The sequence below is a fragment of the Chryseobacterium sp. IT-36CA2 genome (genome assembly GCF_949767875.1).
In the GTDB taxonomy this organism is placed as follows: domain Bacteria; phylum Bacteroidota; class Bacteroidia; order Flavobacteriales; family Weeksellaceae; genus Chryseobacterium.
The window spans coordinates 77010-101046 of the sequence record NZ_CATKPG010000025.1; the positions used below are offsets into that span (position 1 = coordinate 77010).

A 24037-nucleotide genomic window follows, 5' to 3' on the forward strand; every position below is an offset into this window, starting at 1 on the left:
TGCTGCACGATTAACTCCTATCAAATATAGGAAATTATAAAATGGAAGTAAGAAAGCAGAAGTACACTTCCAACTTCCTTACTTTAAAATCAAACTGTTTTCACATGGTGCCCGTCTGCATCAAAAACAAGACACAAACCGCTCATCAAACGAACTTTATAGGCATTATATTTTCTTTCTATAGAATCTATCACACTGCAAGGATGATTTCTTGTCATGAATGAAACTATATTCTTTCTAATCTGTGCAGAAGAAATCTTTCTTCCGTCGCTGTTTATTAAATTCCAATTGACCATACTATTACTATTTAGTGTTTGTATACAGTTAAATGTTAATCATCAATTCTTTTAAAATTTCCGTTTCTGTCGAATTCAAGTTCCAATCCGTTAGAAAGTTCTGCTTTGTAAGACCATCTTTTCTTTTCAACTTTAGTGATATACGTATTGGGAAAATTTTTAGTGCTGTAATTCCTGATGGCTGCAGGAATGAAACCATAAGGAACTTTCTGATGTTTACCATCTACTTCTTTCCAGTTTCCACTGCTGTCAAACTCCATTTTCATTCCATTGGTAAGATATACTTTGTATTCATCTACACCATAGATTTCTCTGTCTTCTATTGCTGAGTTTACCGGTATTCCTTTAAAATGGGAAGAAAGAAAGGTTTTAGCTGTTTTTGGCAACTGATTCGCATTGATTGCTCTATCTTGGGCAAAAACGAAACCTCCACTCAATAAAAACATCATCATTAATATTCCGGTGATTTTCTTTACATTTTTCATACTATTACATTTTTCTGTTATTATTATGAAGCAAAGTTCTTAATCAATTTGGGAAAGAATTGGGAAAAACGATTCTGTTGGAAAATAAGCAGGGAGAAATTTAATTTTACCACAGATTGACACAGATGATCACAGATGTTTATGATGATTTTCAAAATGCATGATTAGTCCTGAAAATAAAAGAGCCACTAAGTTGAACTTAGCGGCTTTTATATCAGATTATATAATTTTATAAATATTCTTTGATCTGCTGAAGATGGGTAATGGCTTTTAAACCTTCCTTCTGTTTGTCTTCTTTATAGACATCAAAAAAGATGGCTTCCATTCCAAAGTCTGTAGCTCCCATAGCATCTGCAATCCAATCATCCCCAATCAGAATACTTTCTTCTTTTTTGGCTTCGGAAAGACCTAAAGAATATTCAAAAATTCGTGGATTCGGCTTTCTTACCCCAACTGCATCTGCACTGGTAATTGTTTTAAAATAAGGTGCAATTCCAGAAAGAGTACACTTCCTTTCTGTGACTTCCTGAAATCCATTGGAAATAATGTGTAATGTATAATTCTTAGCTTTCAGATATTCTAAAACATCTTCAGCGCCTTCTACCAGTTCGTTATGACCCACAATATTATCCAGGAAATTTTCTTCAAAATAAAGGGCAAGCTCTTTATTATCTATTCCAAAATGTTTAAATGAATCATAAAAACGGTGTTCTCTCAAATACTCTTTGCCAATAATTCCGTCTCTGATCTTTTCCCACAACTCTTCGTTGATATCGTGATATACAGAATGAAATTCTTCAAAGTCAATAGTATACTTCGAAGTAATTTCCTGTTTTTCAAAAAGATCTTTGATGGTAAGATAGGCATTTCTGCGGTGATCCCAGAGTGTATTATCTAGGTCAAAAAAAACATGCTGCATTTTCATACAGCACAAAGTTAATAATTTTAATTTTTCGAGACAGGATAATTTTTGCTCTTGCTTTTCACAATTTCAAGGCTTTTAGAAAAATTCAGCAAAAAATCAATTGTTTGTTTCTTAGGTTTCAAAGTTTTCACTTTTAAGGAGTCATTTTTTTTCATAAGCGAAGTATGTTTTCCTTAAAACGTGAAAATTTACAAAATATTATTTATCTGGTTAAGATTATGTTGTTTTCATCCATGATTTTTCTCAGATTAATGAGTGCATATCTTACTCTGCCTAAAGTTGTATTAATGCTCATATCTGTATGATCTGCAATTTCTTTGAAACTCAAACCATCAAAAAACCTCAGTTTGATTACCTCCTGCTGGTTCAATGGTAAAAACTGTAACATCTTCAACAGATCCTCCTGAATCTGATTTGTTACAAGCTGATCTTCAATATTTTCCGAAGGCTCTCTGATCAAATCAAAAATAGAATATTCATCTGTTTCAAAAGTAGTTTCCGAAACTTTGATATTCTTCGCTTTTGATCTGAAATGATCAATGATTAAATTGTGGGAAATTCTTTTCGCCCAAAGAATAAATTTACCTTCTTCGTTATAGCGCCCTTCTTTCAGCATCACAATAATCTTCATGAATGTATCCTGAAAGATATCGTTAGCCAAATCTTCATCATTAATTTTGTAAAAAATGAATGTAAAAAGTTCTCTCTGATGTCGGTGAATAAGGGTTGATAATGCGCCCTCGTCTCCTTTCTGATAAAGGGAAATTAGTAAACTATCCGATTTTGATTTCATAACTCTTCTCAATATAAATATTTGCAGACAGGTATTCCTCCAGATATTTCTTCTGGCCTTTGCTGTATAAACAAAACAGTTCTAGAGTAGAGTCACTTCTATAGGCGGGTACAATTATTATGGTGTAAATATAATAATTTTTTAATAACTGTTAACCTATTATTAAATTTTATAGAGAAAAATCTAAAAAAAATCATTTAAACATATCATGAATGAATACGGTAGGGATATTTAATGTAAAATTAATATTCAATCCTTTCAACTCTTTTCCGTTCAATCTCGTATCTCCGATAGGAAAAGCATAGCCACCAGTAAGATCCAGCATCCCAAAAAGAGTAACTCCAATCTTCGGAGCAATATATTTGGTAGTTCCTTCCACTCCTGCTAAAAAGTAATAAGAGTGATAGAAATCTACATTTTTTTCAAAATTAAGAAGAACATCTGCCTGCAGCTTCGGCATAATGGCAAATTTGGAATCAGCAACGCCCATCAAAGCAGAACCTCCCACTCTGTAAATCACATCATCATTTTTAAGGAAAAGCAATTTACCTCCTACTTCACCAAAACTTTGGTTCTGATAGGTATATCCCACACTGATCATTTTATGCATGGTATATTGAGCTTTTACCGTTGTACTCAGTAAAAACACGGATAGGATGGCAACTACAGTTCGAAAATTCATCATCTTTCTATATTATTAAGGTGTAAAATTAAAAAAAACTGCCTTATCCGGAGATAAAGCAGTTCATTTATTATTCTTTAAGAGAAATTAAATTCCAAAAGCGGCTTTAATTTCCTCTACTTTGTCTAGTTTTTCCCACGTAAAGAACTCAAGACCTTCTAATGTAAGCTCATTTTTATGTCCTTTATTGAATGTTTTATCAGCTACATAATGCTCTTTCCCCATGTGTCCGTAAGAAGCTGTTTCCTGATAAATTGGGTTTCTCAATTTTAAGTTCTGCTCAATCGCATAAGGTCTTAAATCAAAGATTGTAGAAACTTTTTTCGCGATCTCTCCGTCATGAAGATCTACTTTTGCAGTTCCGTAAGTGTTGATATATAAACCACAAGGCTCAGCTACTCCAATTGCATAAGAAACCTGTACCAAAACTTCATCTGCAACTCCTGCAGCCACTAAGTTTTTAGCAATATGCCTTGTAGCATACGCAGCACTTCTGTCTACTTTAGATGGATCTTTTCCTGAGAAAGCACCCCCTCCGTGAGCTCCTTTACCACCGTAAGTATCAACGATAATTTTTCTACCAGTAAGACCAGTATCTCCGTGAGGTCCTCCGATTACGAATTTCCCTGTAGGATTGATATGATATTTAATTTGATCGTTGAATAAAGCTTTAATTTCTTCTGTTTGTTGTGCAACAACTCTAGGAACCAGAATATTTTTAATATCCTCACGGATCTTGTTCAACATTTCTTCTTCAGCACCAAAGTCATCATGTTGAGTAGAAACTACAATAGAATCAATTCTGATAGGCTTATGATCGTCAGAATACTCAATCGTTACCTGGCTTTTTGCATCAGGACGAAGGTAAGTGATTTCCTTATTTTCCCTTCTGATTGCAGAAAGTTCTTTAAGGATAGTGTGTGCAAGATCCAATGCAAGAGGCATATAATTAGCCGTCTCATTGGTAGCATACCCGAACATCATCCCCTGGTCTCCAGCTCCCTGAGCATTTGCCTTAGCTTCAAAAGACTCATCATTTACAGCTCTGTCAACACCTTGATTGATATCAGGTGACTGCTCATGGATCGCAGAGATTACTCCACAAGAATCTCCATTGAACATATATTCTCCTTTTGTATACCCGATTCCATTGATTACTTCTCTGGCAATTGTCTGTACATCAAGGTAAGCATCAGATTTTACTTCTCCTGCCAATACTACCTGTCCGGTAGTTACAAGAGTTTCACATGCTACTTTTGAGTTTTTATCATATGCTAAGAAATGGTCGATTAATGCATCGGAAATTTGGTCGGCAATTTTGTCCGGATGTCCTTCTGAAACTGATTCAGATGTAAATAAATAAGACATATAATTCTTTTGTTTTTAAAGATTTAAAAATAGTGTTTGCGAAAAATATGAATGAAATTGCCCAGAAAAAAGAATACTGTTTTAGCATATTTTTATAGAGGTTGCAATCAGGTCAAATTTTTCCTCGTAATAAACGTCAGCAAATTTAAGCACTATTTTCGTAATACTCAAAAATTTTGTTTATTAATTACACTTTTATTTAAATTGATGATTTCTATCACTTTAAAGCATTTCCATTACTGAGGCTTAATGCTTACAAATTCCTTCGGACTTTCGTGATAATTCAACTTAAGTTCTAAAGAAGTTTTGATAGAATGTGACAATTCATCAATAATTTTTTGTTTAAAGGTTGGTTTATAGTAAATAATACTAATTTCTCGATAAGGGAAAGGTTTTTTGAATCTGAAAACATTTTTCTTCTGCTCTTCTGAAAGCTGGCTTAATGCAAGCTCAGGCAAAATACTGATCCCACCTACTTTATCTACCATGTGAACCAAAGTCTGAATATTGGAAGCTAAAAAGTCTAAGTTTTTAGGCTTCAAAGTATTTTCTTTAAGGTGGCAGATGTTTTCAAACTGATTTCTCAGGCAGTTTCCTTCTTCCAGCAGCCATACTTTTTCTACATTCAGATCTTCCGGAATGATGTAAGAATTCTTTTTGTTGGCTTCCGTATTGGAACTGTAAATCATCAGCTCTTCATTGAATAAGAAATCCTGATAAAACTCGTCGGCAGTATCATAAGGAGTAGAAATAATTCCCGCATCCAGTTCTCCTGCTTTTAAAGCTTTGATAATATTATCAGTGGTCATTTCTTTTACATTCATCTGGATCTTCGGATTTTCTTCAAGGAATTTGAAAATCTCCGTTGGCAGAATGAAAGAAGAAACAGTAGGAATGATTCCCAAATTGATGGTACCTCCTAAAATATTATTCAAAAGGTTGGCTTTGTTTTTCAGTTCATTGACAGACTCTATAATCACTTTTGCCTGATCAATAATCTGAAGTCCCACATCCGTAGTACGAATCGGGTGAGTAGTCCTGTCGAACACCTTCACATCCAGTTCATCCTCAAATTTCTGTATCATGGCACTTAACGTAGGTTGGGTAATAAAACACGCCTGAGCGGCTTTACCAAAATGTTTATACTTATCTACAGCGATAAGATACTCCAGTTGCTGAATGTTCATTTGATTAATATTATCTATTACAAAGATATAACGTTTTTGCTATTAGCAATTAAAAATTCAAGTAAATTTGATATTCATTACCTTTACACTTGGATTTAGAAAAACAAAAACATTTATACAAATCATTAATGATATGGATTCTAAAAAATTAACGTTAAGTAACGGCGCACCTTATTTTGAGCATCAGGATTCACAGACGGTAGGACCAAGAGGCCCGGTATTGCTGCAAGACTTTATTCTTCAGGAAAATCTTGCGCATTTCGTTAGGGAAAGAATTCCTGAAAGGATTGTGCATGCCAAAGGAAGCGGAGCTTACGGAACTTTTACCGTAACGCATGACATCAGCCAGTACACGAAAGCAAAGCTGTTTTCAAAAGTAGGAAATTCATGCAGAATGTTTGCGAGATTTTCTACGGTAGGTGGAGAAAAAGGAAGTGCAGATACTGCAAGAGATCCAAGAGGCTTTGCCTTAAAATTTTATACTGAAGACGGAAACTGGGATCTTGTAGGAAATAACACTCCGGTATTCTTTATTAAGGATGCAAAAAAATTCCCGGATTTTATTCATACTCAAAAAAGAGTACCGAAAACAAACTTAAAGAGCGCCACAATGATGTGGGATTTCTGGAGCTTAAATCCTGAATCACTTCATCAGGTTCTTATATTAATGTCGGATAGAGGAACTCCGCATGGCTACAGACATATGCATGGTTTCGGATCTCATACGTTCTCCATGATCAATGATAAAAATGAAAGAGTATGGGTAAAATTCCATTTCAAAACAAAACAGGGCGTAAAAAACTTCACTGACGAAGAAGCTGTAAAAATGGCCGGAGAAAACCCGGACTTTGCTCAGGAAGATCTTTGCAACGCAATCGAGAACGGAGATTTCCCAAAATGGACCTTATATATACAAGTAATGACAGAGGAACAGGCAAAAGATTTCAGATGGAATCCTTTTGATATAACCAAAGTATGGTTCCACGATGACTTCCCTTTGATCGAAGTAGGAGAAATGGAACTAAATGAAGTACCTGTCAATTACTTTGCCCATGTGGAACAATCTACTTTTTCACCAAGCAACCTTATTAACGGAATCAGCTTCTCACCAGATAAAATGCTTCAGGGAAGATTATTCTCCTATCCTGATGCGCACCGCTACAGAGTGGGAGTTAACTCGCATCAACTTGAGGTAAACAGATGTCCTTTCGAGGTTAACAACTATCAGAGAGACGGCTTCATGGCAGATTCAAGCTATTATCAGGACAAGCCTAATTATCACCCGAACAGTTTCGATGAAATTAAAGCAGATTCTGATTACAAAAATTTTGAGTATGAATTAGATAGCGCTCATGTGGCAAGCTATAATAGAAATGATAATGACAGTGATCACTACACTCAACCAGGACTTTTATATTCAAAAGCAATGAATGCAGAAGACCGAGATCACCTGATCAAAAATATTATAGGCAGCATGAAAGGGATCAGCGGGCCTAAGAAAGATGAAATTATCAACAGGCAGCTGTGTCACTTTTTCAGAGCCAATATTGAGCTTGGCATGAAAGTAGCTTCTCAGCTAAATGTAAATATTGATGCAAATATGATGAATCATTCCAAATAATCATATTGAACGATAAATTAAAAAAAAGGAAAAAAAAATAATATTTTTTCCTTTTTTTTGTAAAAAATTCATAATTTGCAAAGGATGATATTTTAAAGTGGAAAAATGAGTTACGAGAACATATTATTAAAAAAAGAAGATAAATTATCTATCATTACCATAAACAGACCTGAAAGTTTAAATGCATTAAATGCAAAAATCATTCAGGAGATCAGTACCGCACTTGATGAGCTTAATGCCGACTATTCCTGCAGGGTAATTATCCTTACCGGAAGTGGAGAAAAATCATTTGTAGCGGGGGCTGATATTAAAGAATTCAGTGATTTCGGACAGGAAAAAGCTGAAGAACTAGCAAGAAACGGACAAAATATTTTGTTCAATAAAATAGAAAACATGTCTAAACCTGTCATTGCAGCCATAAACGGTTTTGCATTGGGAGGAGGTTTAGAGCTTGCCATGGCATGCCATATCAGATATGCATCGGAAAACGCCAAATTGGGGCTTCCTGAAGTAACTCTTGGATTAATCCCAGGTTACGGAGGAACTCAAAGGCTTCCAAAGCTTGTAGGAACAGGTATTGCTAACGAAATGATCTTCTCCGCCAAAATGGTCCCTGCTCAAAAAGCAAAAGAGATCGGATTGGTAAATGAAGTATATCCTATCGAAGAATTATTAACCAAAACGAAAGAATTAGCAAATACGATTGCCCACAATTCACCAATGGCAATCTCGAAGGCAATAAATGCCGTGAATTTATCTGACACGGAGAAAGGTTTTGAAAACGAAATCAAATATTTCGGTGAGCTTTTTGAAATGGAAGATAAGAAAGAAGGAGTTACTGCGTTTCTAGAGAAGAGAAAGCCTAACTTCTAAATCTTTCTAAAAGATTTTAATCCAAATTATTTCGAAAAAAAAACAATGCTGTGGTATGAATAAGTTTGATAAAGCTTATCTAAAAATGGCTCAGGAATGGGCAAAACTCTCCTACTGTAAGAGAAAACAGGTGGGAGCTCTTATCGTAAAAGATAGGATGATTATTTCAGATGGTTACAACGGAACTCCTTCGGGATTCGAAAACTGCTGTGAAGATGAAGAAGGGAAAACACACTGGTACGTATTGCATGCGGAGGCCAACGCTATATTAAAGCTGGCTGCTTCTACTCAATCTGCAAAAGGGGCTACGTTATACTTAACGCTGTCTCCCTGCAAAGAATGTAGTAAGCTGATTTTGCAGGCAGGAATTGCGAGGCTGGTGTACATTAATGAGTATTCGGATGACGATGGAATATCGTTCCTGAGAAACCATAACATTGAAATAGAACAAATATCGGACTGTGAACTAAAAAAATAAGCACAAATGACTTGGGATGAAAAGATCAAAGATTTTGAAATATTTCTTCGTTTCGAAAGAAATTTTTCAGAAAACACGCTCGACGCTTACGTTCGAGACATTAAGAAATTAAAAGATTACGCAGAAGAAGATCTGGCAAACGTCGGTCCAGAATCTATCGGTTACGAAAACCTGCAGGAATACATTTTCAATCTTTCCAAACAGAAATTCAGTGAGAGATCGCAAGCAAGATGGATATCTTCCATCAAAGCGTTTTTCAAATTTCTGCTTGAGGATGAATATCGTGAAGACAATCCTGCGGCGTTACTTGAAGGCCCTAAACTGGGATTATACTTACCTGATACCCTTAGCCTGCCTGATATCAACAAAATTATTGCTGCTATTGAGGTCAATACGGATCTCGGAAAAAGAAACCATTGCATCATAGAAGTACTTTATGGTTGCGGACTTCGTGTTTCTGAACTGATTGATCTGAAGATTTCCAATATCAACTTTAAAGAGCAATACATCAAGGTACACGGAAAAGGAAACAAAACCCGTTTTGTCCCTTTAGCCGATTATACTGCAGATATGCTTGAAAGTTATATCAAAGAGGTACGCTCTAAAGGTAAGATCAATAAAAAATATGAAGATACTTTGTTTTTGAACAGTCGTGGAACATCGATGTCAAGAGTAATTGTATTTCTTATTATTAAAGAACTTACAGATAAAGCAGGGGTTAACAAAAAAATATCTCCACACACATTCAGACATTCTTTTGCAACACATTTGTTGCAGAATGGAGCAGACTTACGTTATATTCAGGAAATGCTGGGACATTCCAGTATTACCACAACGGAAATCTATACGCATCTGAAAACAGAAGAATTAAGGGATGTTATTTTGAGTTATCACCCGAGAAATATTAATATTGCTCAATGAAACTATTGAAATATTGTCCAAGCTGTGGCAAAGAGTCCTTACACTGGGATGGCGAAAAAAAATGGAGCTGTCCTGAATGTGGTTTTACCCTGTATAATAATGTGGCAGGCGCTGTAGCGGTTGTCATCAGATGTGGTGACGAAATTTATCTTACCCGAAGAAACAGAGATCCTAAAAAAGGGAAACTGGATCTTGCCGGAGGATTTGTTGACCCTAAAGAAAGTGCAGAAGAAACCTGTAAAAGAGAACTTTTTGAAGAACTTCAGCTTGATATCAATATTTCTAACCTGAAATACCTTACCAGCCTTCCCAACATCTATCAATACAAAGAAATTGATTACAATACAATTGATCTCTTTTATGAGTACAATGTTTCGGAAAAGTTTGAGGTAAATCTTGAGATCTCTGAGATCTCAGAAGCTATCTGGATTCCTTTACAGGAGTTAAATTTAGAAGATATTGCTTTTGATTCTCAGAAGATATTTTTCGAGAGTTATTTAAAGAAATAATTTTTGTAATATATATTCTCCCGCGGATCTTATAGATCAGGCAGACCGTTTTTTAACAATCTGCTTAGTTTATAAAATCTGCGGGAGTTTTTTATTATAGAAACTAATAGGTTTTTGTCTTCAGCATTTCTTCAAAATACTGGATCAGTAATGCTCTTTCTGCGTCTGAAAGATTGGCTTCTTTGTGATAAACAATATAGCCAGGCATTGGCATTGTCTTGTTTTGGATCGTCTGAACAGCTTTTGTAAGCATATTCTCCTTCAAATCCTTGTTATAACTCTCCCAAATGGAAAAGTTCAGATGCTCCCTACCTTCATTCACATGGCTTTTCACAGACCATGAAATTGGAGCAATAAAAGCATATTTCGGATAGACTGTTTCATTGGAATGGCAGTCGTAACATGCATTTTTAAGTAGTGTTGCAATCTTTTCAGGTGTTTTCTTGGCATCAGCAAAATTCTTTGCAGAATTAACAGGCATATTTGTCCTGTCGATAGGAAAGAATTGAATCAGAGCAAAACTCACTAAAATCCAGAATATGATTTTCTTAGCCATCTTCATGTCCTTACTTAGCCGGAGTTAAAACGGCATTACCGGATTTAAATTCTTTTTTCAACGGTGTTGATTGCGGTGTAGCAGATACAGCAGGCTGCGAAGTTTCAGATCCTGAAGCAGGAGTAGAAGCTGCTGCCGGAGTTCCTGTTGCAGATTTAGGACTATCAAGCGTTCTGGTATCCTTCAGGTCCCATTCCTCTCTTGTTTCCCACAATCCTCTTACGACAACTTTTTTATAGAAAATATAAGCGTCTTCAGCAAATATATCATTGGCGAAGTCTGCTTCATCCCAATATTTATTTCCGTTATTATCTACCAGTATTCTTATAATGTATTCTCCCGGTTTCAGGATATCAAACTTGACTTTATCTCCTTTTAGATATTTTTGATACGCTATTTTATCTGAAGAATCCACCATCTGGATCCAGTAATTGGTAGTAGGAGCATTCGCTATAGAGAATTCAACACTTCCAAATTGATCTATCTTAGCTACATCAAAGTCAAAACGTTTTGATTGAGTATTCTTTGCATAGAATGAAGATATGGTTTCCTTAGGAACAGTAAGCTGATAGCTTTTCCCCATCACAAAATCTGACTGAACCAGAACCTGATAAGGATTTGTTTCCGAAATTTTAGCAGTGAATGGTAAAGTTGTTAAGCTGTCTCCTTTAATCTTCAATGTCCATTTTGAAGGATCAATTTTATCGATAATATAGTTTGAGGCAAGTTTTAAATCAGCCTTTGGAGCAATTGACACTCCGTCATTATCACTAACGACGTCCATTGCATTCTTCTTATTGTATTTATAGAATAAAGAAACGCTGTAAGCACTATCTTTTTTCGGCCCTTTATTGTGAGTGAATATCAGTTTTTCATTGGCTGTCTGCCCCACATCATCTTTCACTGCATCAAACCAGATTCTCACAGAATCGGATTTTGGATTATGTGTTATTTTGATGTCTTTCAGTTTCTCATTCAATGACTGAACTTTTACCTCTTCAGGATTTCCTTCAAATGACATTAAAACTCCTCCTGCAATTTCTTTCATCTCAGAATACTTCACTGGCTTTTTGGAAGGATATACTTTTAAATTCAGTCCTGAAATAGATTTTTCAACATTAATTGGGTCTTTCTGAAAACCTACCTTTTCTTTTCCCGGATCATACATTGAATTTCCGTTCTCATCATTAAAAGCTATAATTTTATATTTACCCGGTGTCAGATAGTTCAATTCGTAGTATCCATCTTCATCTACCTTGGTGATATAGTATGGTTTTTTCTTGTAGTTCATCGTATCTTTTACCTGATACAACCCAACTACAAGTTTATTTTCAGTTGCCGTTTCCGCTTTCTTTTTAATATCAAACGCATCCTTAATCTCACCACTGATATACAAATCATCCAATTTATCTCCGGTTGAAAAAGCAAAATTGAAATACCTTAATATATTCGATTCATTATTATCAACAATTGAGTTTCCAAAATTGAAATTATAGGTTGTATTAGCCTGAAGAGTATCTGTCCATTGGATCAACACAAATTTGTTGGCAATATTGGATGGAAGAATCCTTGTTATCCCTTTAAGAGGAGGTGAAATAATCAGGTTTTTATTGATATCCTTCAATGTCACATATTCATCAAAATCCAAACGGAGTTCGTGAATATCTTTTTTGACATTAATTCTTGTCGTATCAATGTTTGAGCTTAAAAACCTTGGTGCTAATGTATCTTTAGGCCCTCCTACAGGGGATCCTACCCTTGCACATGAATGTACAAGAAAACAGATAACGAATAATAAAAGAAACCTTTTCATGAAAATGTTTAAGCAAAAATAAACATTATTCTCCAAAAACTTCCTGTCCGGAATTTAAACTATCTTTATTGTCGTTCATTACCGTATGAAGCTTATCTTTCTGTAAAGGAAAATCTTCGAATAATCCTGATAATGCAAGAGCTGTATATACCTTCGTAGAATATTTGTTACCTATAGCTACAATGGTCACTTTAGATTTCAAAAGGTGTGCAAAAACGGAGTTGGACCCATGCCACCATCCATTGTGATAGGTTAGTTTTTCTCCGTTATCAAATATTTTCATTCTGAATCCCAATCCATAATTATTCATCCCAGCTTTTTCATTGCTATATGGAGTGAAAACCATCTGCATCAGTTCAGGCTTAAGAAAGTTTTTTGAAAACATTGCTTTTGAGAAGTTGTATAAATCTCTTGGTGTAGTGTATACATTTTTATCTCCGTAAATAAGATCCAGCTTGTCTAATGGATAAAGTTTATTTCTTCCATAATAAAAAGACTGCGAAGCTGTAGGAATATCTTTTTCCTGGAAAATGTAGGTATGCTCCATTTTCAACGGAATGAAAACCATTTCTTTCATCGCCTGAGGAAAAGGAGTTTTTGTTACTTTTTCAATTAATAAGGCCAATAAGGCAAAGTTGGTATTACAATACATAAATCCTGTATCCGTATCTCTTGCCAGCTCAGGTTTGTATTTAATAAGCATATTCAATACATCCTCATTCGTAATAAATTGCTTGGAAAGTTCTGCCGGAGCAGGTTGTATTTTAGGAATAAAATATTCGTATTTTGGAAGTCCGCTTCTTTGATCTAATAAAGTCTGAACGGTAACATTAGGATAAGGAAATCCCGGAAAAAACTGAGTAAGATGATCTGTAAGTTTTATCTTTCCTGCCTCAATCAGTTTCATCATTGCCATAGCCGTCAATGTCTTTGAAACGGAAGCTACATGCAACGGTGTATTTTTGTCAATTGGCATCTGATTTCCTTCTCTTCCGAAACCTCTGTAGTTTTCGTATAAGATTTCATCTCCTTTAGCTACAAGAATTCCACCGCTAAGGTCTCCTCCTTCCCATATTTTTTTGTAATACTGGTCTATATAGCTTACTGTTGTCTGCCTATTCAAAAGCTGCCCGTCACCTTTCGTGAAAATATCACCAAAATCTACGGTTCCGTAGTTAGGAAGATTAGTTGTATTTTCAGCTGAGGCTTCTTTGGCTTCAGACTTTTTTTTACAAGAAAATATCGATAAAAGAACAGTTAAGATAAGTACAAAATTACGCGTCGTCATGAGATTCAAAATGAGCGGCAATTTAATAAAACTCGAAAATAAATAATAAAGAAGAGAGGCACATTATGAATTATTTAACATAAATGGGAGGAAAAGTAAAATTTGGAGAGGCAAAATCATAAAAAAAGCGAATTCACATTTTGTAAATCCGCCTTTCTAACTTTTTATTTCCTTCGCCTAACAATGTGAGGCGACAATTTTATCTACGATAAACTGAGCCAGTTTTTCTTTACTCTGATGTGTCCAGCCAGCAATATGCGGAGTGACAATGGCTTTTTCAGATTCAAGAAGGTATTTTAGATCTTCATTTTCTGCTTCAATATTTTCAAAAGAAGACTTTTCATACTCCAACACATCCAGACAGGTTCCTTTTACTTTTCCTGACTTCAATGCTTCTACTAAACTTTTAGTTTTCACATTCTTTCCTCTTGCCGTATTCACGAAATAAAAATCGTTTTTCATCTCTGCAATGAATGTTTCGTCAATAAGATAATGGGTTTCTGATGTCAAAGGAATATGCAAGCTTACAATCTCAGCAGATTCTTTCAATTCTTCCAGTGAAACCTGTGAAGCATATTCATCCGAAAGACCTGGAAGTATATCATGAAAAATCACCTTACATCCAAATCCTGAAAGTCTTTTAGCAGTAGCTTTCCCCATGTTTCCATATCCGATCAAGCCTAATGTTTTTCCCAACAGTTCGTCTCCTCTGTTTTCTTCACGTTTCCAGATACCGTTTTTCACTTCCTGAGAAGCAATAAAAAGTCTGTTCATAATGACAAGCAGCATTCCTACTACATGTTCTGCTACAGAATCTCTGTTTCCTTCCGGAGAATTAATCAATTGAATCCCCAATTTTTCGGCAACAGGAATATCAATATTTTCCATTCCGGCACCAACTCTTGCAATAAACTTCAGATTCTTACCTTTTTCCAGAAAGTTTTTATCTAACGGAATACGGCTTCTGATAATAATCCCGTCATAATTCTCAATTTTATCACAAACCTCATCATAAGACGATGTAAAATCCTCTTCTAAAATAAAATTCTGAGCCAAAAGCTGTTCAGTGATAAGAGGATGGTTTTTATCTAAAAGAAGTATCTTCATAATTTAAACACGAATTACACTAATTTATTTCACAAATAGCACAAATTATAATATTCCGTTAATCACTCTTTTAACTCCATTTTTAAACTGGAGCGTATTAAAGTTAATCAACATACCAAGCTTACAATTACTTAAACGAAGATATGTAAGTATTTGTGCTAAATGAATATCCTGTAATGATTCTATGGATTTTATTTCCAGTACAAATTTTTTCTCAATCAAAAAATCAAGCCTGTAGCCTACATCCATCTTTACCTCATCATAAATCAATGGCATTGGCTTTTGCCTTTCTACTAGAATTTCATGTTTATTTAGTTCATAGAACAGACATTCCTCATAAGCACTTTCCAAAAGCCCTGGCCCCAATGCTTTATGAACTACATACCCAGCTTCGTAAACAATTTTTGATATATCATTTTCTGAAATATCCATTTTTATTTTTTTTCATTTGATGAGACGAGACACAAATCATTTGTGAAAATTTGTGCCAAGCATTTGTGTTTTTCGTGTTTTATTTCTTGTCTTTTTTAGGCTCCTGCGGCTCCTGGAATAGCTTTTTAAGCTCCACAGATTCCAAAGGCTTCATTCTTCCGGAAAGAATTAATGAAAGTTCTTTTCTACGGAATGCAGCAGCAAATCTTTCTTTCTCTTCATCGGTCTCAGGAATCATTTCCGGGATAGGAATCGGACGGTTGAATTCATCCACAGCCACAAAGGTATAAATACCGGCATTTGTGTGAATTTTCTTTTGATTGATCGGATCATCCAACCATACATCTACATACACTTCCATTGAAGTGGAAAATGCTCTGGAAACTTTAGATTCCAATACCACTACTCCGCCTTCAGGAATCGGGTGATTGAAAGATACGTGGTTTACAGAAGCTGTTACAACTCTTCTTTCGCAGTGTCTTGCCGCAGAAATAGATGCACAACGATCCATTTTTGCTAAAAGTTCACCACCAAAAAGGTTTCTTAAAGAGTTGGTTTCGTTCGGAAGAACGATATTGGTCATAATAGTCAGAGATTCTGACGCTTTTTTTATTTTTGCCATCTATTCTTAGTGTTGTGTGGGACAGCCGGTTTAGGTTGTGTTACTTTTCCGGCAGGTTTTACGAGTGAATCTTTTTTCAAAGAATCTGAAACAGATATTTGTGGAGCGTGTACCATTACCTTCACCGTATCTTTTACGATTCTGTGGGTAGAAGTCTGTACAGAAATTTTATTGAAAGACTTTTTACCAAAAAGAAGCTCCTGTTGGGTAAATGCAAGGTATACAATCCCCAGAACCGGAATGATCAAAAGGAAAGTCCAAAGAATTGTTTTTTTGAACTTAAAATCCTTTTCACGGTTCACTGAGGCACTTACTTCTCCGTTACTGATATCTGAAAATCTGATTTCTTCCAATCCATAGAAGTCCGGACGCCCGGATTCTATTCTTTTTCCTTTGAAATGAGTATGCCCATCTTCAATGAAGACTGTACCAAGGTTTTGAATTTCAAGAACCTGTTCCGCCTGAAGTTTTTTCTTCCAAAAATCGGTCTGAATCTTAAGATCACTTCTTGAAGCTTCTAAGGACATCTGTTTTTGCTCTGCAATAAAAGCTGTAAGATCTTCAGCCTGTACTTCGTAATCTATTGTCAATTCAATCTGACTGGCCGGAGGCAGGATACTTCCGTTTTCGGAATTGATAATTGCCTTAGAATTTTTCAGTGAAAACACTCCAAAGCCTGGAACCGTGGCAGTTCCAAATTGTTTTAAATATTCTAAAATGTATGCTGAAATATTCATTTGGCAGCAAATTTATAACTTTTTCATGACTTTTTGTAATATTTAACGGATATAAAAAAGACTGCCTAAGCAGTCTTAATTTTTTGAGTTATTAACGATTTAGTATTTGAACTTAATTATCTCTTTCACATTGATATCAGAAAGATGTAAAATATAATTTCCTTTCTGAAAAATATTCAAATCTATTGGACTTCCATTAGACTTTATATTCTCTTTTTTAACAACTTTGCCACTGAAATCATAAATGGAAAGCTGAAGATTTCCTTTTTCTGAAGTATATAATTTCCCTTCTGAAACAAAAGATTTTCTTGCATCATTTTTAGTATTAAAGACAGCAAGAGTTCCCAAAGTGGTTGTATTTACAAAAACTGAAGTATTTCCAGATTGCTTTGTAGCACCATTCTGCTGATCTTTAAAAACAAAACTAATCTGAGATACTGTCGTCCCCGGTGCCATCACGTTATTGGTATTGGTAAATAATTTATTATTAAGATTCACATATCCCACATAGGCATTAGCCGAGGAATCCCAATTCATCGTTACATTTGAATTACCCCATGAATCCTCGAACAGAATATTCTGTGAATTATTATTCTGGTCAACCCATAAATGTACATAGAACGTGGGCGTTCCAAATCCCGGATCGTACATAGAATAATTGTTTGAACTTCCGTACGTTATTTTGCAGATTCCAGGACTTTCTACAGTTACCTGTACCTGAGCCGAAGTGATAGTGGCAAAAAGAAATAGCACTACCAGCGAATAGATTTTTTTCATTTGTTGTGTTTTAAAATTAACTCTACAAATATATTATTTTGAAGATCACATCAAAACATAAATCTCTGTATAATGAAAAAAAAGACCACATTTGTGGCCTTCAATTTATTATATATCAGAATTTTAAATATTCAAATGAAAAATTTTCTGAATTACTACTGTATTTTCCAGCTCACCCCAAACATAAAGTTGGTTCCTGCCTGTGAAAAATAATACGGCTGACCGTCATAAACAGATCCGTTGTTCACATATTTCTTGTTGAAAAGGTTATTCACCAATAATTTTAAAGCAATTTCATTATTGGCAATTTTAAACTGGTACTGCGCATTAAAATCTGTCAGGAAATAGTCTTTAAGCTGAAGGTTAGCATCTTCTGTATTGTCCAGATATTGTTTTCCCACATATTGATTCATTAATACAAACTGGAAATTCTTGGTAGGGTTAAATTTCAAACTTAAATTGGCAATAACATTTGGAGAAAAAGAAATCTGTGTATTCCCAAGGCTTTTAGGAACATCTCCATTTTGGATATTGAAATCCTGGTTTCTGTTCTGACTTAGCGTTACATTCCCTGAAACTTCCCATTGCTTGGATAATTTAGCCAAAGCACCAACTTCAACACCTCTTCTGTAACTCTTCCCGGAATTGGTTCTGATAAACGCTCCTACATTATTAAGTTCTCCGTTCAAAACCAACTGATTTACATAATACATATAGTAAACATTCGCAGTAAGTGATACAATTCCGAATTGTTTTTCAAAACCTGCTTCAATATCGTGAAGTTTTTCAGCCTTCACATCATTATTGGCCATCAGATCATCTCTGTTGGGTTCACGGTGGGCATGAGCATAAGAAAGAAATATTTTACCTCCGTCAATTCTGTAATTCACACCAGCTTTAGGATTAAAGAACAGCCAGTTTTTACTCAAATCAGCGCCTTCACCATCACCTGCCATCAGGATTTTAGTATTGTAATTGATTTTTCTAAGTTGCAAATCACCAAAAAATTCAAAGTTATCTACTCTTAGTAAAGCTTTTGCAAAACCGGATACCTCATTCTTTACTGAACGGTTTCTGTAATATTCGCTTTCATCAATCTGAGGAAAAAATACTCCTGTTACATTTCCATAATGTCTTCCGTAATATTGATTGACTACTGCCCCAAAATTCAGATCCAGATTTTCAAACTTTCCGTAAAGGGTAGAAACCATTCCATAGAAATCGTTATTCAACCATTTCTTTCTGATAAAATCTGAAGATTTTATAATCTGTCCGCCTTCTGTTATATCTGGCAGATTATATCTTGAAAAGGGATCTCCCTGTTTGTAATTTTCGTAATAACCCCTTCCTTTTGTATAATGGAATGTGGTTTCAAGATTCCAACGGTCACTGAACTTCTGTTCCCAAAGCAACTGATAATGGTTCTGTCTGTAGTTATCCGTTTCATTGTCATAGAAACCTACGATTTTGTCCCAATTGGCATCGTAAATCGCTCCTGAAATATTGAATTTAGGATCAGTCTCCCATGTTTTACGGTCAATCCCGTTCCACGCCTGGTAGGTTTTTTCTTTTCCTCCGAAAGCCATTAAACGTATTTTCGTATTTCCTTCTTCAAATAAAGCAGTGAAATTATAAGAATGCAGATTGGAAGAAGCCCTGTCAATATAACCATCAGAATGAATATGCGTGTATCTTCCCATTACAGAAAGACGGTTCTTCCAGAATTTTCCGGACCCTATTTCAGCAGAATACTTATAGGTATTAAATGAACCATAGCTATCATCGGTTTTAAAGTAAAATTTCTCCTCCGGATCTTTAGAAAGCACATTGATACTTGCCCCGAAAGCGGAAACACCATTATTGGAAGTTCCTACTCCTCTCTGAATGACAATCTGTGAAGCAGAACTTGTTAAATCCGGAACGTTGACAAAAAATGTTCCCTGACTTTCAGAATCGTTGTAAGGAACACCATTCATCATTACATTAATGGCAGAACCTGAAACTCCCCGGATTCTAAAACCTGTATACCCTACTCCATTTCCCGCATCTGAAGTAGAAATAATGGAGGTTTGATTTTTTAAAAGAATAGGGAGATCCTGTCCTAAGTTTTTGCCATCTAAATCTTTCTGTACATTGATAATTTCCTTGGCTACCGGAAGTCTTTTGGTAAAGTTGACGGCTTCAATTTCTCTGATTTTCAGAGAATCTTTATTCTGAGCCTGGATAAAAGCTACAGCACCTATGCTAAGCCCTAAAAAAAATAATCCTTTCATTCTATAAATCTTTGACATTTAATGAATAAAAGGGGATCGATAAGATATTATACAATTCAGCGTTCTATGAAGACGCATCCCTAAACAGCATTACCTGTTCCAGGTTCATTGGGTATAATCTCAGCCTGTTAAAGCACCCCTTTATTTCAGTCGCAAAACTACAAAAAAAATATGAATTGGGATTCGGGTTTCGAGGTATAGGGTAATGAGTTACGCGATTATAAAAAACACTATGAAAAATAGGAGTTATCAAATGAATCATTCATCATTCATCATTCATCATTCATCATTCATCATTTATAATTCTTTAGTAAGTTTTATTGTTTGCGTCAATATAGTAGTAATTCGAACCGTCTTTGGTGACTTCAAACATCTTACCCAGTTTCCAGCTGAAGTTTCTTTTGATATTGGCATATTCGAAGGGAACAATGATTTTATTGTTAATGTCAATGATTCCAAATTTATCATTATTGGAAGCCACAATCATTGGATTAGCTACATCATCTCCCTCCAGAATAAAAAGATACTGGTATTGAGGATAGATCTGAAACTGTCTGTAATCAGCAGCATTCACAAATTTTGACTTTTCAATAATTCCATAGAAGCCATTCAGAATGTAAGCCTGAAATAACTGTTGTTTATATTCTTCAAATTTACATTTTCCAAAATCTGATTCTTTGAACTGATATACTCTTTTTCCGGACTGATCTATACGGTAAGAAATCATATTCTTTTCTACTGTGGCATAGTCTTTTGTTCCAAATTTTCTGATTTTTTCATTAGGAGAATTCAAAAGATTGCAGTCTTCATAAAAAAATACAGCAATATGGTATTCCGGCTGAATAATAAATTTCCCGTTTTGGTTCACATACCCAAACTGATCTCCTTTCTTTTTAGGAATCAAAACCGGAAGATCTTTCTTGATTACCACCAGATCAGGATTAGATTTATTCGCTGAAGTTCCTTTCTGAATGGGGTTTTTCGCAACTTTCTTCACCGTAATTTTCTTCACAGATTTCGTCTGCGAAAAAGCAAAAAGCGAAGTAAAAATGCATAAAACAGTCAGTATATTTTTCATATTCATCATATGCCTGCAAAAGTACGACCAAAAATAGATATTATAAAATACATATTTATAAAGAATCTAAATAATTTCATCTCCATAAAATAGTAAAATTTCGTAATTTTGGGAACATTTTGAATTATTTGATAATTTTAAAAAACTTTTAAGAAAGTGTAGATTATGCTGACTTTATTCGGTTAATGTTGCGTCAAAAAGCGAAAACTCAAAATGTCATTAACTGTTTTATACAGACCGGTAAAGAAGAAGCAGGCCTACCTTTAATGTTGAAAGACCTTCTATTATGAATATTTATAAGGATTACATCAAAGAGATTGAAGAAAGAAAAACCCAAGGGCTTCATCCAAAGCCAATTGATGGTGCTGAATTACTAAGCGAGATCATTTCGCAAATAAAAGATTCAGGTAATGCTGACCGATCAGACTCTCTTAAGTTTTTCATTTACAACACACTACCTGGAACTACAAGTGCTGCAGGAGTAAAAGCAAAATTTTTAAAAGAAATTATTCTAGGTGAATTCGTAGTAGAAGAAATTTCTCCTGCATATGCCTTTGAACTGTTATCTCACATGAAAGGTGGTCCTTCCATTGAAGTATTGCTTGATCTTGCTCTAGGTAACGATCCTGCAATTGCTAAAGCAGCAGCAGAAGTCCTTAAAACACAGGTTTTCCTTTATGAAGCGGATACCAACCGTCTGAAAGAAGCATTCAATAGCGGTAACGAATTTGCAAAAGAAATCATCAATAGCTATGCAAAAGCTGAATTCTTTACTAAACTACCTGAAGTTGCTGAAGAAATTAAAGTAGTAACGTTTATCGCTGGTGAAGGAGACATCTCTACAGATTTACTTTCCCCAGGTAACCAGGCTCACTCAAGATCTGACCGTGAGCTTCATGGTAAATGTATGATCACTCCTCAGGCACAGGAAGAAATCAAAGCTTTGCAGGCACAGCATCCTGATGCAAGCGTTATGCTTATCGCTGAAAAAGGAACAATGGGTGTAGGTTCATCCAGAATGTCTGGAGTAAACAACGTTGCTCTTTGGACAGGGAAACAAGCAAGCCCATATGTACCATTTGTAAACATTGCTCCAATTGTAGGAGGAACAAACGGTATTTCTCCGATCTTCCTTACCACAGTAGACGTTACCGGAGGTATTGGTGTTGACCTTAAAAACTGGGTAAAGAAAGTTGACGAAAACGGAAACCCAATTCGTAACGAAAATGGTGATATCGTTCTTGAAGAAGCTTATTCAGTGGCGACAGGAACTGTATTAACAATTAATACAAAAGAAAAGAAATTATACAACGGAGATAAAGAATTGATCGACCTTACCAGATCTTTCACTCCGCAAAAGATGGAATTCATCAAAGCGGGAGGTTCTTACGCGATCGTATTTGGTAAAAAATTACAGACATTTGCAGCTCAGCTCTTAGGAATTGAAGCTCCTGCTGTTTTTGCTCCATCAAAAGAAATTTCTCACGAAGGACAAGGACTTACAGCTGTAGAAAAAATATTCAACAGAAATGCTGTAGGAACTACTCCAGGAAAAGTATTACACGCCGGTTCTGATGTTCGTATACAGGTAAATATCGTTGGTTCTCAGGATACGACAGGTCTTATGACTTCTCAGGAACTTGAATCAATGGCTGCAACAGTGATTTCGCCAGTTGTAGATGGTGCTTACCAATCAGGGTGTCACACCGCTTCAGTTTGGGATAAAAAAGCTCAGGCTAACATTCCTAAACTAATGAAGTTCATGAACGAGTTCGGTTTGATTACAGCCCGTGACCCGAAAGGTGAATACCACGCGATGACTGACGTTATCCACAAAGTTCTTAACGACATCACTGTAGATGAGTGGGCAATCATCATTGGAGGTGACTCTCACACAAGAATGTCTAAAGGAGTGGCTTTCGGAGCTGACTCAGGAACTGTTGCTCTTGCATTGGCTACGGGTGAAGCATCTATGCCAATTCCTGAATCTGTGAAAGTAACTTTCAAAGGAAACATGAAAGAACACATGGATTTCCGTGATGTGGTACATGCAACACAAGCTCAGATGTTGAAGCAGTTTGGAGGAGAAAATGTATTCCAGGGTAGAATCATTGAGGTTCACATCGGAACACTTCCTGCTGACCAGGCATTCACATTTACAGACTGGACTGCTGAGATGAAGGCAAAAGCTTCTATCAACATTTCTGAGGATAATACTTTGATTGAATCACTGGAAATTGCAAAAGGCAGAATCCAGATCATGATTGACAAAGGTATGGATAACCACAATAAAGTTCTTCAGGGACTTATTGACAAAGCAAACAAAAGAATTGCAGAGATCAGATCAGGAGAAAAACCAGGTTTGACTCCGGATGCCAACGCTAAATATTATGCTGAAGTAGTTGTAGATCTTGATGTAATTGTAGAACCTATGATTGCTGACCCGGATGTAAACAACGACGATGTATCCAAAAGATATACTCACGATACCATCAGAGATCTTTCTTACTATGGAGGTGAGAAAAAAGTGGACCTTGGTTTCGTAGGATCTTGTATGGTTCACAAAGGTGACCTTAAGATTGTTTCTCAAATGCTTAGAAATATTGAAAAACAACAAGGAAAAGTAGAATTTAGTGCTCCTCTTGTGGTAGCAGCTCCTACTTATAACATCATTGATGAATTAAAGGCAGAAGGTGACTGGGAATTATTAGAAAAATATTCAGCTTTTGAATTTGATGATAATGCTCCAAAAGGAGAAGCTCGTGTTGAATACAAAAACGTAATGTACCTTGAGCGTCCTGGATGTAACCTTTGTATGGGTAACCAGGAAAAAGCAGCTAAAGGAGATACTGTTTTAGCGACTTCTACCCGTCTTTTCCAGGGAAGAGTAGTGGAAGATTCTGAACGTAAAAAAGGAGAATCTCTACTAGCTTCAACTCCGGTTGTTGTTCTTTCTGCAATTATTGGAAGAATTCCTAGCATTGATGAATATAAAGCTGCTGTTGAAGGTATTGACCTTACGACATTTGTACCTTCTATTAAAGAACTGACAAGTACAAGCGCTCACTAATAGAGTATTAAATACGTCGCAAGACTATTAAATAGTATATAATTGGAAGATTTTGGTCCTTTAGGATTTAAAATCTTCCAATTTTTTGTTTAGAACGTTTCTATTTTAAGATAGTTACGTTTTTTTTTCGAAAAAATCGGGAAAAT

23 protein-coding genes and 1 riboswitch are annotated in these 24037 nt (G+C 35.5%); of the genes, 6 read left to right on the forward strand and 17 right to left on the reverse strand.

Features of this window, described 5'->3' with window-relative positions:
• Positions 1-89 precede the first annotated feature (89 nt).
• The 7 genes from ACM6F9_RS20735 to ACM6F9_RS20765 all read right to left on the reverse strand — a co-directional run bounded on the left by ACM6F9_RS20735 (position 90) and on the right by ACM6F9_RS20765 (position 5736).
• Complete coding sequence (locus ACM6F9_RS20735; RefSeq protein WP_414847429.1) at positions 90-296, reverse strand: PepSY-like domain-containing protein; 207 nt, start codon at positions 294-296, stop codon at positions 90-92.
• Positions 297-331: 35 nt separating this feature from the next.
• Positions 332-781 carry a PepSY-like domain-containing protein gene (locus tag ACM6F9_RS20740; protein WP_414847430.1) on the reverse strand — a complete coding sequence of 150 codons (450 nt, stop codon included), beginning with the start codon at positions 779-781 and terminating at the stop codon, positions 332-334.
• A gap of 229 nt (positions 782-1010) precedes the next feature.
• On the reverse strand, positions 1011-1706 hold the full coding sequence (locus tag ACM6F9_RS20745) for a YjjG family noncanonical pyrimidine nucleotidase (protein WP_414847431.1): 696 nt from the start codon (positions 1704-1706) through the stop codon (positions 1011-1013).
• Positions 1707-1908: 202 nt separating this feature from the next.
• A complete protein-coding gene (locus ACM6F9_RS20750) occupies positions 1909-2499 on the reverse strand; it encodes an RNA polymerase sigma factor (RefSeq protein ID WP_065400949.1) in 591 nt (196 codons plus the stop codon).
• Positions 2500-2692: 193 nt separating this feature from the next.
• On the reverse strand, positions 2693-3184 hold the full coding sequence (locus ACM6F9_RS20755; RefSeq protein ID WP_414847432.1) for a hypothetical protein: 492 nt from the start codon (positions 3182-3184) through the stop codon (positions 2693-2695).
• Positions 3185-3268: 84 nt separating this feature from the next.
• Positions 3269-4549: a methionine adenosyltransferase gene (gene metK, locus ACM6F9_RS20760; RefSeq protein ID WP_414847433.1), complete on the reverse strand. Its 1281-nt coding sequence runs from the start codon at positions 4547-4549 to the stop codon at positions 3269-3271.
• Between the two features lie 236 nt (positions 4550-4785).
• The gene (locus ACM6F9_RS20765; protein ID WP_034692517.1) at positions 4786-5736 is read right to left on the reverse strand and encodes a LysR substrate-binding domain-containing protein; all 951 of its coding nucleotides are present in this window, start codon (positions 5734-5736) and stop codon (positions 4786-4788) included.
• Between the two features lie 133 nt (positions 5737-5869).
• Between ACM6F9_RS20765 and ACM6F9_RS20770 the strand changes: the two genes are divergently transcribed.
• From ACM6F9_RS20770 to ACM6F9_RS20790, 5 genes are all read left to right on the forward strand, one after another.
• Positions 5870-7357 (forward strand): catalase, encoded by a 1488-nt coding sequence (locus tag ACM6F9_RS20770; RefSeq protein ID WP_414847434.1) that lies wholly within the window; start codon positions 5870-5872, stop codon positions 7355-7357.
• Positions 7358-7462: 105 nt separating this feature from the next.
• On the forward strand, positions 7463-8230 hold the full coding sequence (locus ACM6F9_RS20775) for an enoyl-CoA hydratase-related protein (protein ID WP_414847435.1): 768 nt from the start codon (positions 7463-7465) through the stop codon (positions 8228-8230).
• Between the two features lie 55 nt (positions 8231-8285).
• Entirely contained in the window at positions 8286-8708 is a 423-nt protein-coding gene (locus ACM6F9_RS20780; protein WP_053327481.1) for a deoxycytidylate deaminase, read from the forward strand.
• Positions 8709-8714: 6 nt separating this feature from the next.
• A complete protein-coding gene (xerD, locus tag ACM6F9_RS20785; RefSeq protein WP_105702361.1) occupies positions 8715-9629 on the forward strand; it encodes a site-specific tyrosine recombinase XerD in 915 nt (304 codons plus the stop codon).
• Entirely contained in the window at positions 9626-10138 is a 513-nt protein-coding gene (locus tag ACM6F9_RS20790) for an NUDIX hydrolase (RefSeq protein WP_105702360.1), read from the forward strand. The genes xerD and ACM6F9_RS20790 overlap by 4 nt, the downstream gene beginning before the upstream one ends.
• 103 nt (positions 10139-10241) lie before the next feature.
• Here ACM6F9_RS20790 and ACM6F9_RS20795 read toward each other — a convergent pair whose 3' ends face one another.
• The 10 genes from ACM6F9_RS20795 to ACM6F9_RS20840 form a co-directional block, all read right to left on the reverse strand.
• Entirely contained in the window at positions 10242-10700 is a 459-nt protein-coding gene (locus ACM6F9_RS20795) for a heme-binding domain-containing protein (protein WP_414847436.1), read from the reverse strand.
• A gap of 4 nt (positions 10701-10704) precedes the next feature.
• Complete coding sequence (locus ACM6F9_RS20800) at positions 10705-12507, reverse strand: Ig-like domain-containing protein (RefSeq protein WP_414847437.1); 1803 nt, start codon at positions 12505-12507, stop codon at positions 10705-10707.
• A gap of 25 nt (positions 12508-12532) precedes the next feature.
• Entirely contained in the window at positions 12533-13795 is a 1263-nt protein-coding gene (locus ACM6F9_RS20805; protein ID WP_414847438.1) for a serine hydrolase domain-containing protein, read from the reverse strand.
• 177 nt (positions 13796-13972) lie between these two features.
• Positions 13973-14902 carry a 2-hydroxyacid dehydrogenase gene (locus ACM6F9_RS20810; protein WP_414847439.1) on the reverse strand — a complete coding sequence of 310 codons (930 nt, stop codon included), beginning with the start codon at positions 14900-14902 and terminating at the stop codon, positions 13973-13975.
• Positions 14903-14947: 45 nt separating this feature from the next.
• A complete protein-coding gene (locus tag ACM6F9_RS20815) occupies positions 14948-15334 on the reverse strand; it encodes a GxxExxY protein (protein WP_414847440.1) in 387 nt (128 codons plus the stop codon).
• Between the two features lie 79 nt (positions 15335-15413).
• Positions 15414-15956: an acyl-CoA thioesterase gene (locus tag ACM6F9_RS20820; protein WP_414847441.1), complete on the reverse strand. Its 543-nt coding sequence runs from the start codon at positions 15954-15956 to the stop codon at positions 15414-15416.
• Positions 15944-16693 carry a hypothetical protein gene (locus ACM6F9_RS20825; RefSeq protein WP_414847442.1) on the reverse strand — a complete coding sequence of 250 codons (750 nt, stop codon included), beginning with the start codon at positions 16691-16693 and terminating at the stop codon, positions 15944-15946. Before ACM6F9_RS20825 ends, ACM6F9_RS20820 begins: the two co-directional genes overlap by 13 nt.
• A 99-nt stretch (positions 16694-16792) precedes the next feature.
• Complete coding sequence (locus ACM6F9_RS20830; protein WP_414847443.1) at positions 16793-17470, reverse strand: T9SS type A sorting domain-containing protein; 678 nt, start codon at positions 17468-17470, stop codon at positions 16793-16795.
• Positions 17471-17625: 155 nt separating this feature from the next.
• Positions 17626-19743 carry a TonB-dependent receptor gene (locus tag ACM6F9_RS20835; protein ID WP_414847444.1) on the reverse strand — a complete coding sequence of 706 codons (2118 nt, stop codon included), beginning with the start codon at positions 19741-19743 and terminating at the stop codon, positions 17626-17628.
• A gap of 60 nt (positions 19744-19803) precedes the next feature.
• Positions 19804-19894, reverse strand: a riboswitch (TPP riboswitch).
• A gap of 156 nt (positions 19895-20050) precedes the next feature.
• Entirely contained in the window at positions 20051-20821 is a 771-nt protein-coding gene (locus ACM6F9_RS20840) for a WG repeat-containing protein (protein ID WP_414847445.1), read from the reverse strand.
• Between the two features lie 286 nt (positions 20822-21107).
• On the opposite strand from ACM6F9_RS20840, the gene ACM6F9_RS20845 reads away from it, so the two are divergent.
• The gene (locus tag ACM6F9_RS20845) at positions 21108-23891 is read left to right on the forward strand and encodes a bifunctional aconitate hydratase 2/2-methylisocitrate dehydratase (protein ID WP_414847446.1); all 2784 of its coding nucleotides are present in this window, start codon (positions 21108-21110) and stop codon (positions 23889-23891) included.
• Positions 23892-24037: the final 146 nt, after the last annotated feature.

Excerpts from the sequence above, each read along its gene's own strand:
- ACM6F9_RS20750 (WP_065400949.1), bottom strand. The coding sequence starts at position 2,499 with ATGAAATCAAAATCGGATAGTTTACTAATTTCCCTTTATCAGAAAGGA.
- ACM6F9_RS20845 (WP_414847446.1), top strand. The coding sequence starts at position 21,108 with ATGAATATTTATAAGGATTACATCAAAGAGATTGAAGAAAGAAAAACC.
- ACM6F9_RS20840 (WP_414847445.1), bottom strand. The coding sequence starts at position 20,821 with ATGAAAAATATACTGACTGTTTTATGCATTTTTACTTCGCTTTTTGCT.
- ACM6F9_RS20770 (WP_414847434.1), top strand. The coding sequence starts at position 5,870 with ATGGATTCTAAAAAATTAACGTTAAGTAACGGCGCACCTTATTTTGAG.
- ACM6F9_RS20830 (WP_414847443.1), bottom strand. The coding sequence starts at position 17,470 with ATGAAAAAAATCTATTCGCTGGTAGTGCTATTTCTTTTTGCCACTATC.
- ACM6F9_RS20825 (WP_414847442.1), bottom strand. The coding sequence starts at position 16,693 with ATGAATATTTCAGCATACATTTTAGAATATTTAAAACAATTTGGAACT.
- ACM6F9_RS20800 (WP_414847437.1), bottom strand. The coding sequence starts at position 12,507 with ATGAAAAGGTTTCTTTTATTATTCGTTATCTGTTTTCTTGTACATTCA.
- ACM6F9_RS20740 (WP_414847430.1), bottom strand. The coding sequence starts at position 781 with ATGAAAAATGTAAAGAAAATCACCGGAATATTAATGATGATGTTTTTA.
- ACM6F9_RS20780 (WP_053327481.1), top strand. The coding sequence starts at position 8,286 with ATGAATAAGTTTGATAAAGCTTATCTAAAAATGGCTCAGGAATGGGCA.
- ACM6F9_RS20790 (WP_105702360.1), top strand. The coding sequence starts at position 9,626 with ATGAAACTATTGAAATATTGTCCAAGCTGTGGCAAAGAGTCCTTACAC.
- xerD (WP_105702361.1), top strand. The coding sequence starts at position 8,715 with ATGACTTGGGATGAAAAGATCAAAGATTTTGAAATATTTCTTCGTTTC.
- ACM6F9_RS20835 (WP_414847444.1), bottom strand. The coding sequence starts at position 19,743 with ATGAAAGGATTATTTTTTTTAGGGCTTAGCATAGGTGCTGTAGCTTTT.
- ACM6F9_RS20815 (WP_414847440.1), bottom strand. The coding sequence starts at position 15,334 with ATGGATATTTCAGAAAATGATATATCAAAAATTGTTTACGAAGCTGGG.
- ACM6F9_RS20795 (WP_414847436.1), bottom strand. The coding sequence starts at position 10,700 with ATGAAGATGGCTAAGAAAATCATATTCTGGATTTTAGTGAGTTTTGCT.
- ACM6F9_RS20755 (WP_414847432.1), bottom strand. The coding sequence starts at position 3,184 with ATGATGAATTTTCGAACTGTAGTTGCCATCCTATCCGTGTTTTTACTG.
- ACM6F9_RS20735 (WP_414847429.1), bottom strand. The coding sequence starts at position 296 with ATGGTCAATTGGAATTTAATAAACAGCGACGGAAGAAAGATTTCTTCT.
- ACM6F9_RS20805 (WP_414847438.1), bottom strand. The coding sequence starts at position 13,795 with ATGACGACGCGTAATTTTGTACTTATCTTAACTGTTCTTTTATCGATA.
- ACM6F9_RS20810 (WP_414847439.1), bottom strand. The coding sequence starts at position 14,902 with ATGAAGATACTTCTTTTAGATAAAAACCATCCTCTTATCACTGAACAG.
- ACM6F9_RS20775 (WP_414847435.1), top strand. The coding sequence starts at position 7,463 with ATGAGTTACGAGAACATATTATTAAAAAAAGAAGATAAATTATCTATC.
- ACM6F9_RS20820 (WP_414847441.1), bottom strand. The coding sequence starts at position 15,956 with ATGGCAAAAATAAAAAAAGCGTCAGAATCTCTGACTATTATGACCAAT.
- metK (WP_414847433.1), bottom strand. The coding sequence starts at position 4,549 with ATGTCTTATTTATTTACATCTGAATCAGTTTCAGAAGGACATCCGGAC.
- ACM6F9_RS20745 (WP_414847431.1), bottom strand. The coding sequence starts at position 1,706 with ATGAAAATGCAGCATGTTTTTTTTGACCTAGATAATACACTCTGGGAT.
- ACM6F9_RS20765 (WP_034692517.1), bottom strand. The coding sequence starts at position 5,736 with ATGAACATTCAGCAACTGGAGTATCTTATCGCTGTAGATAAGTATAAA.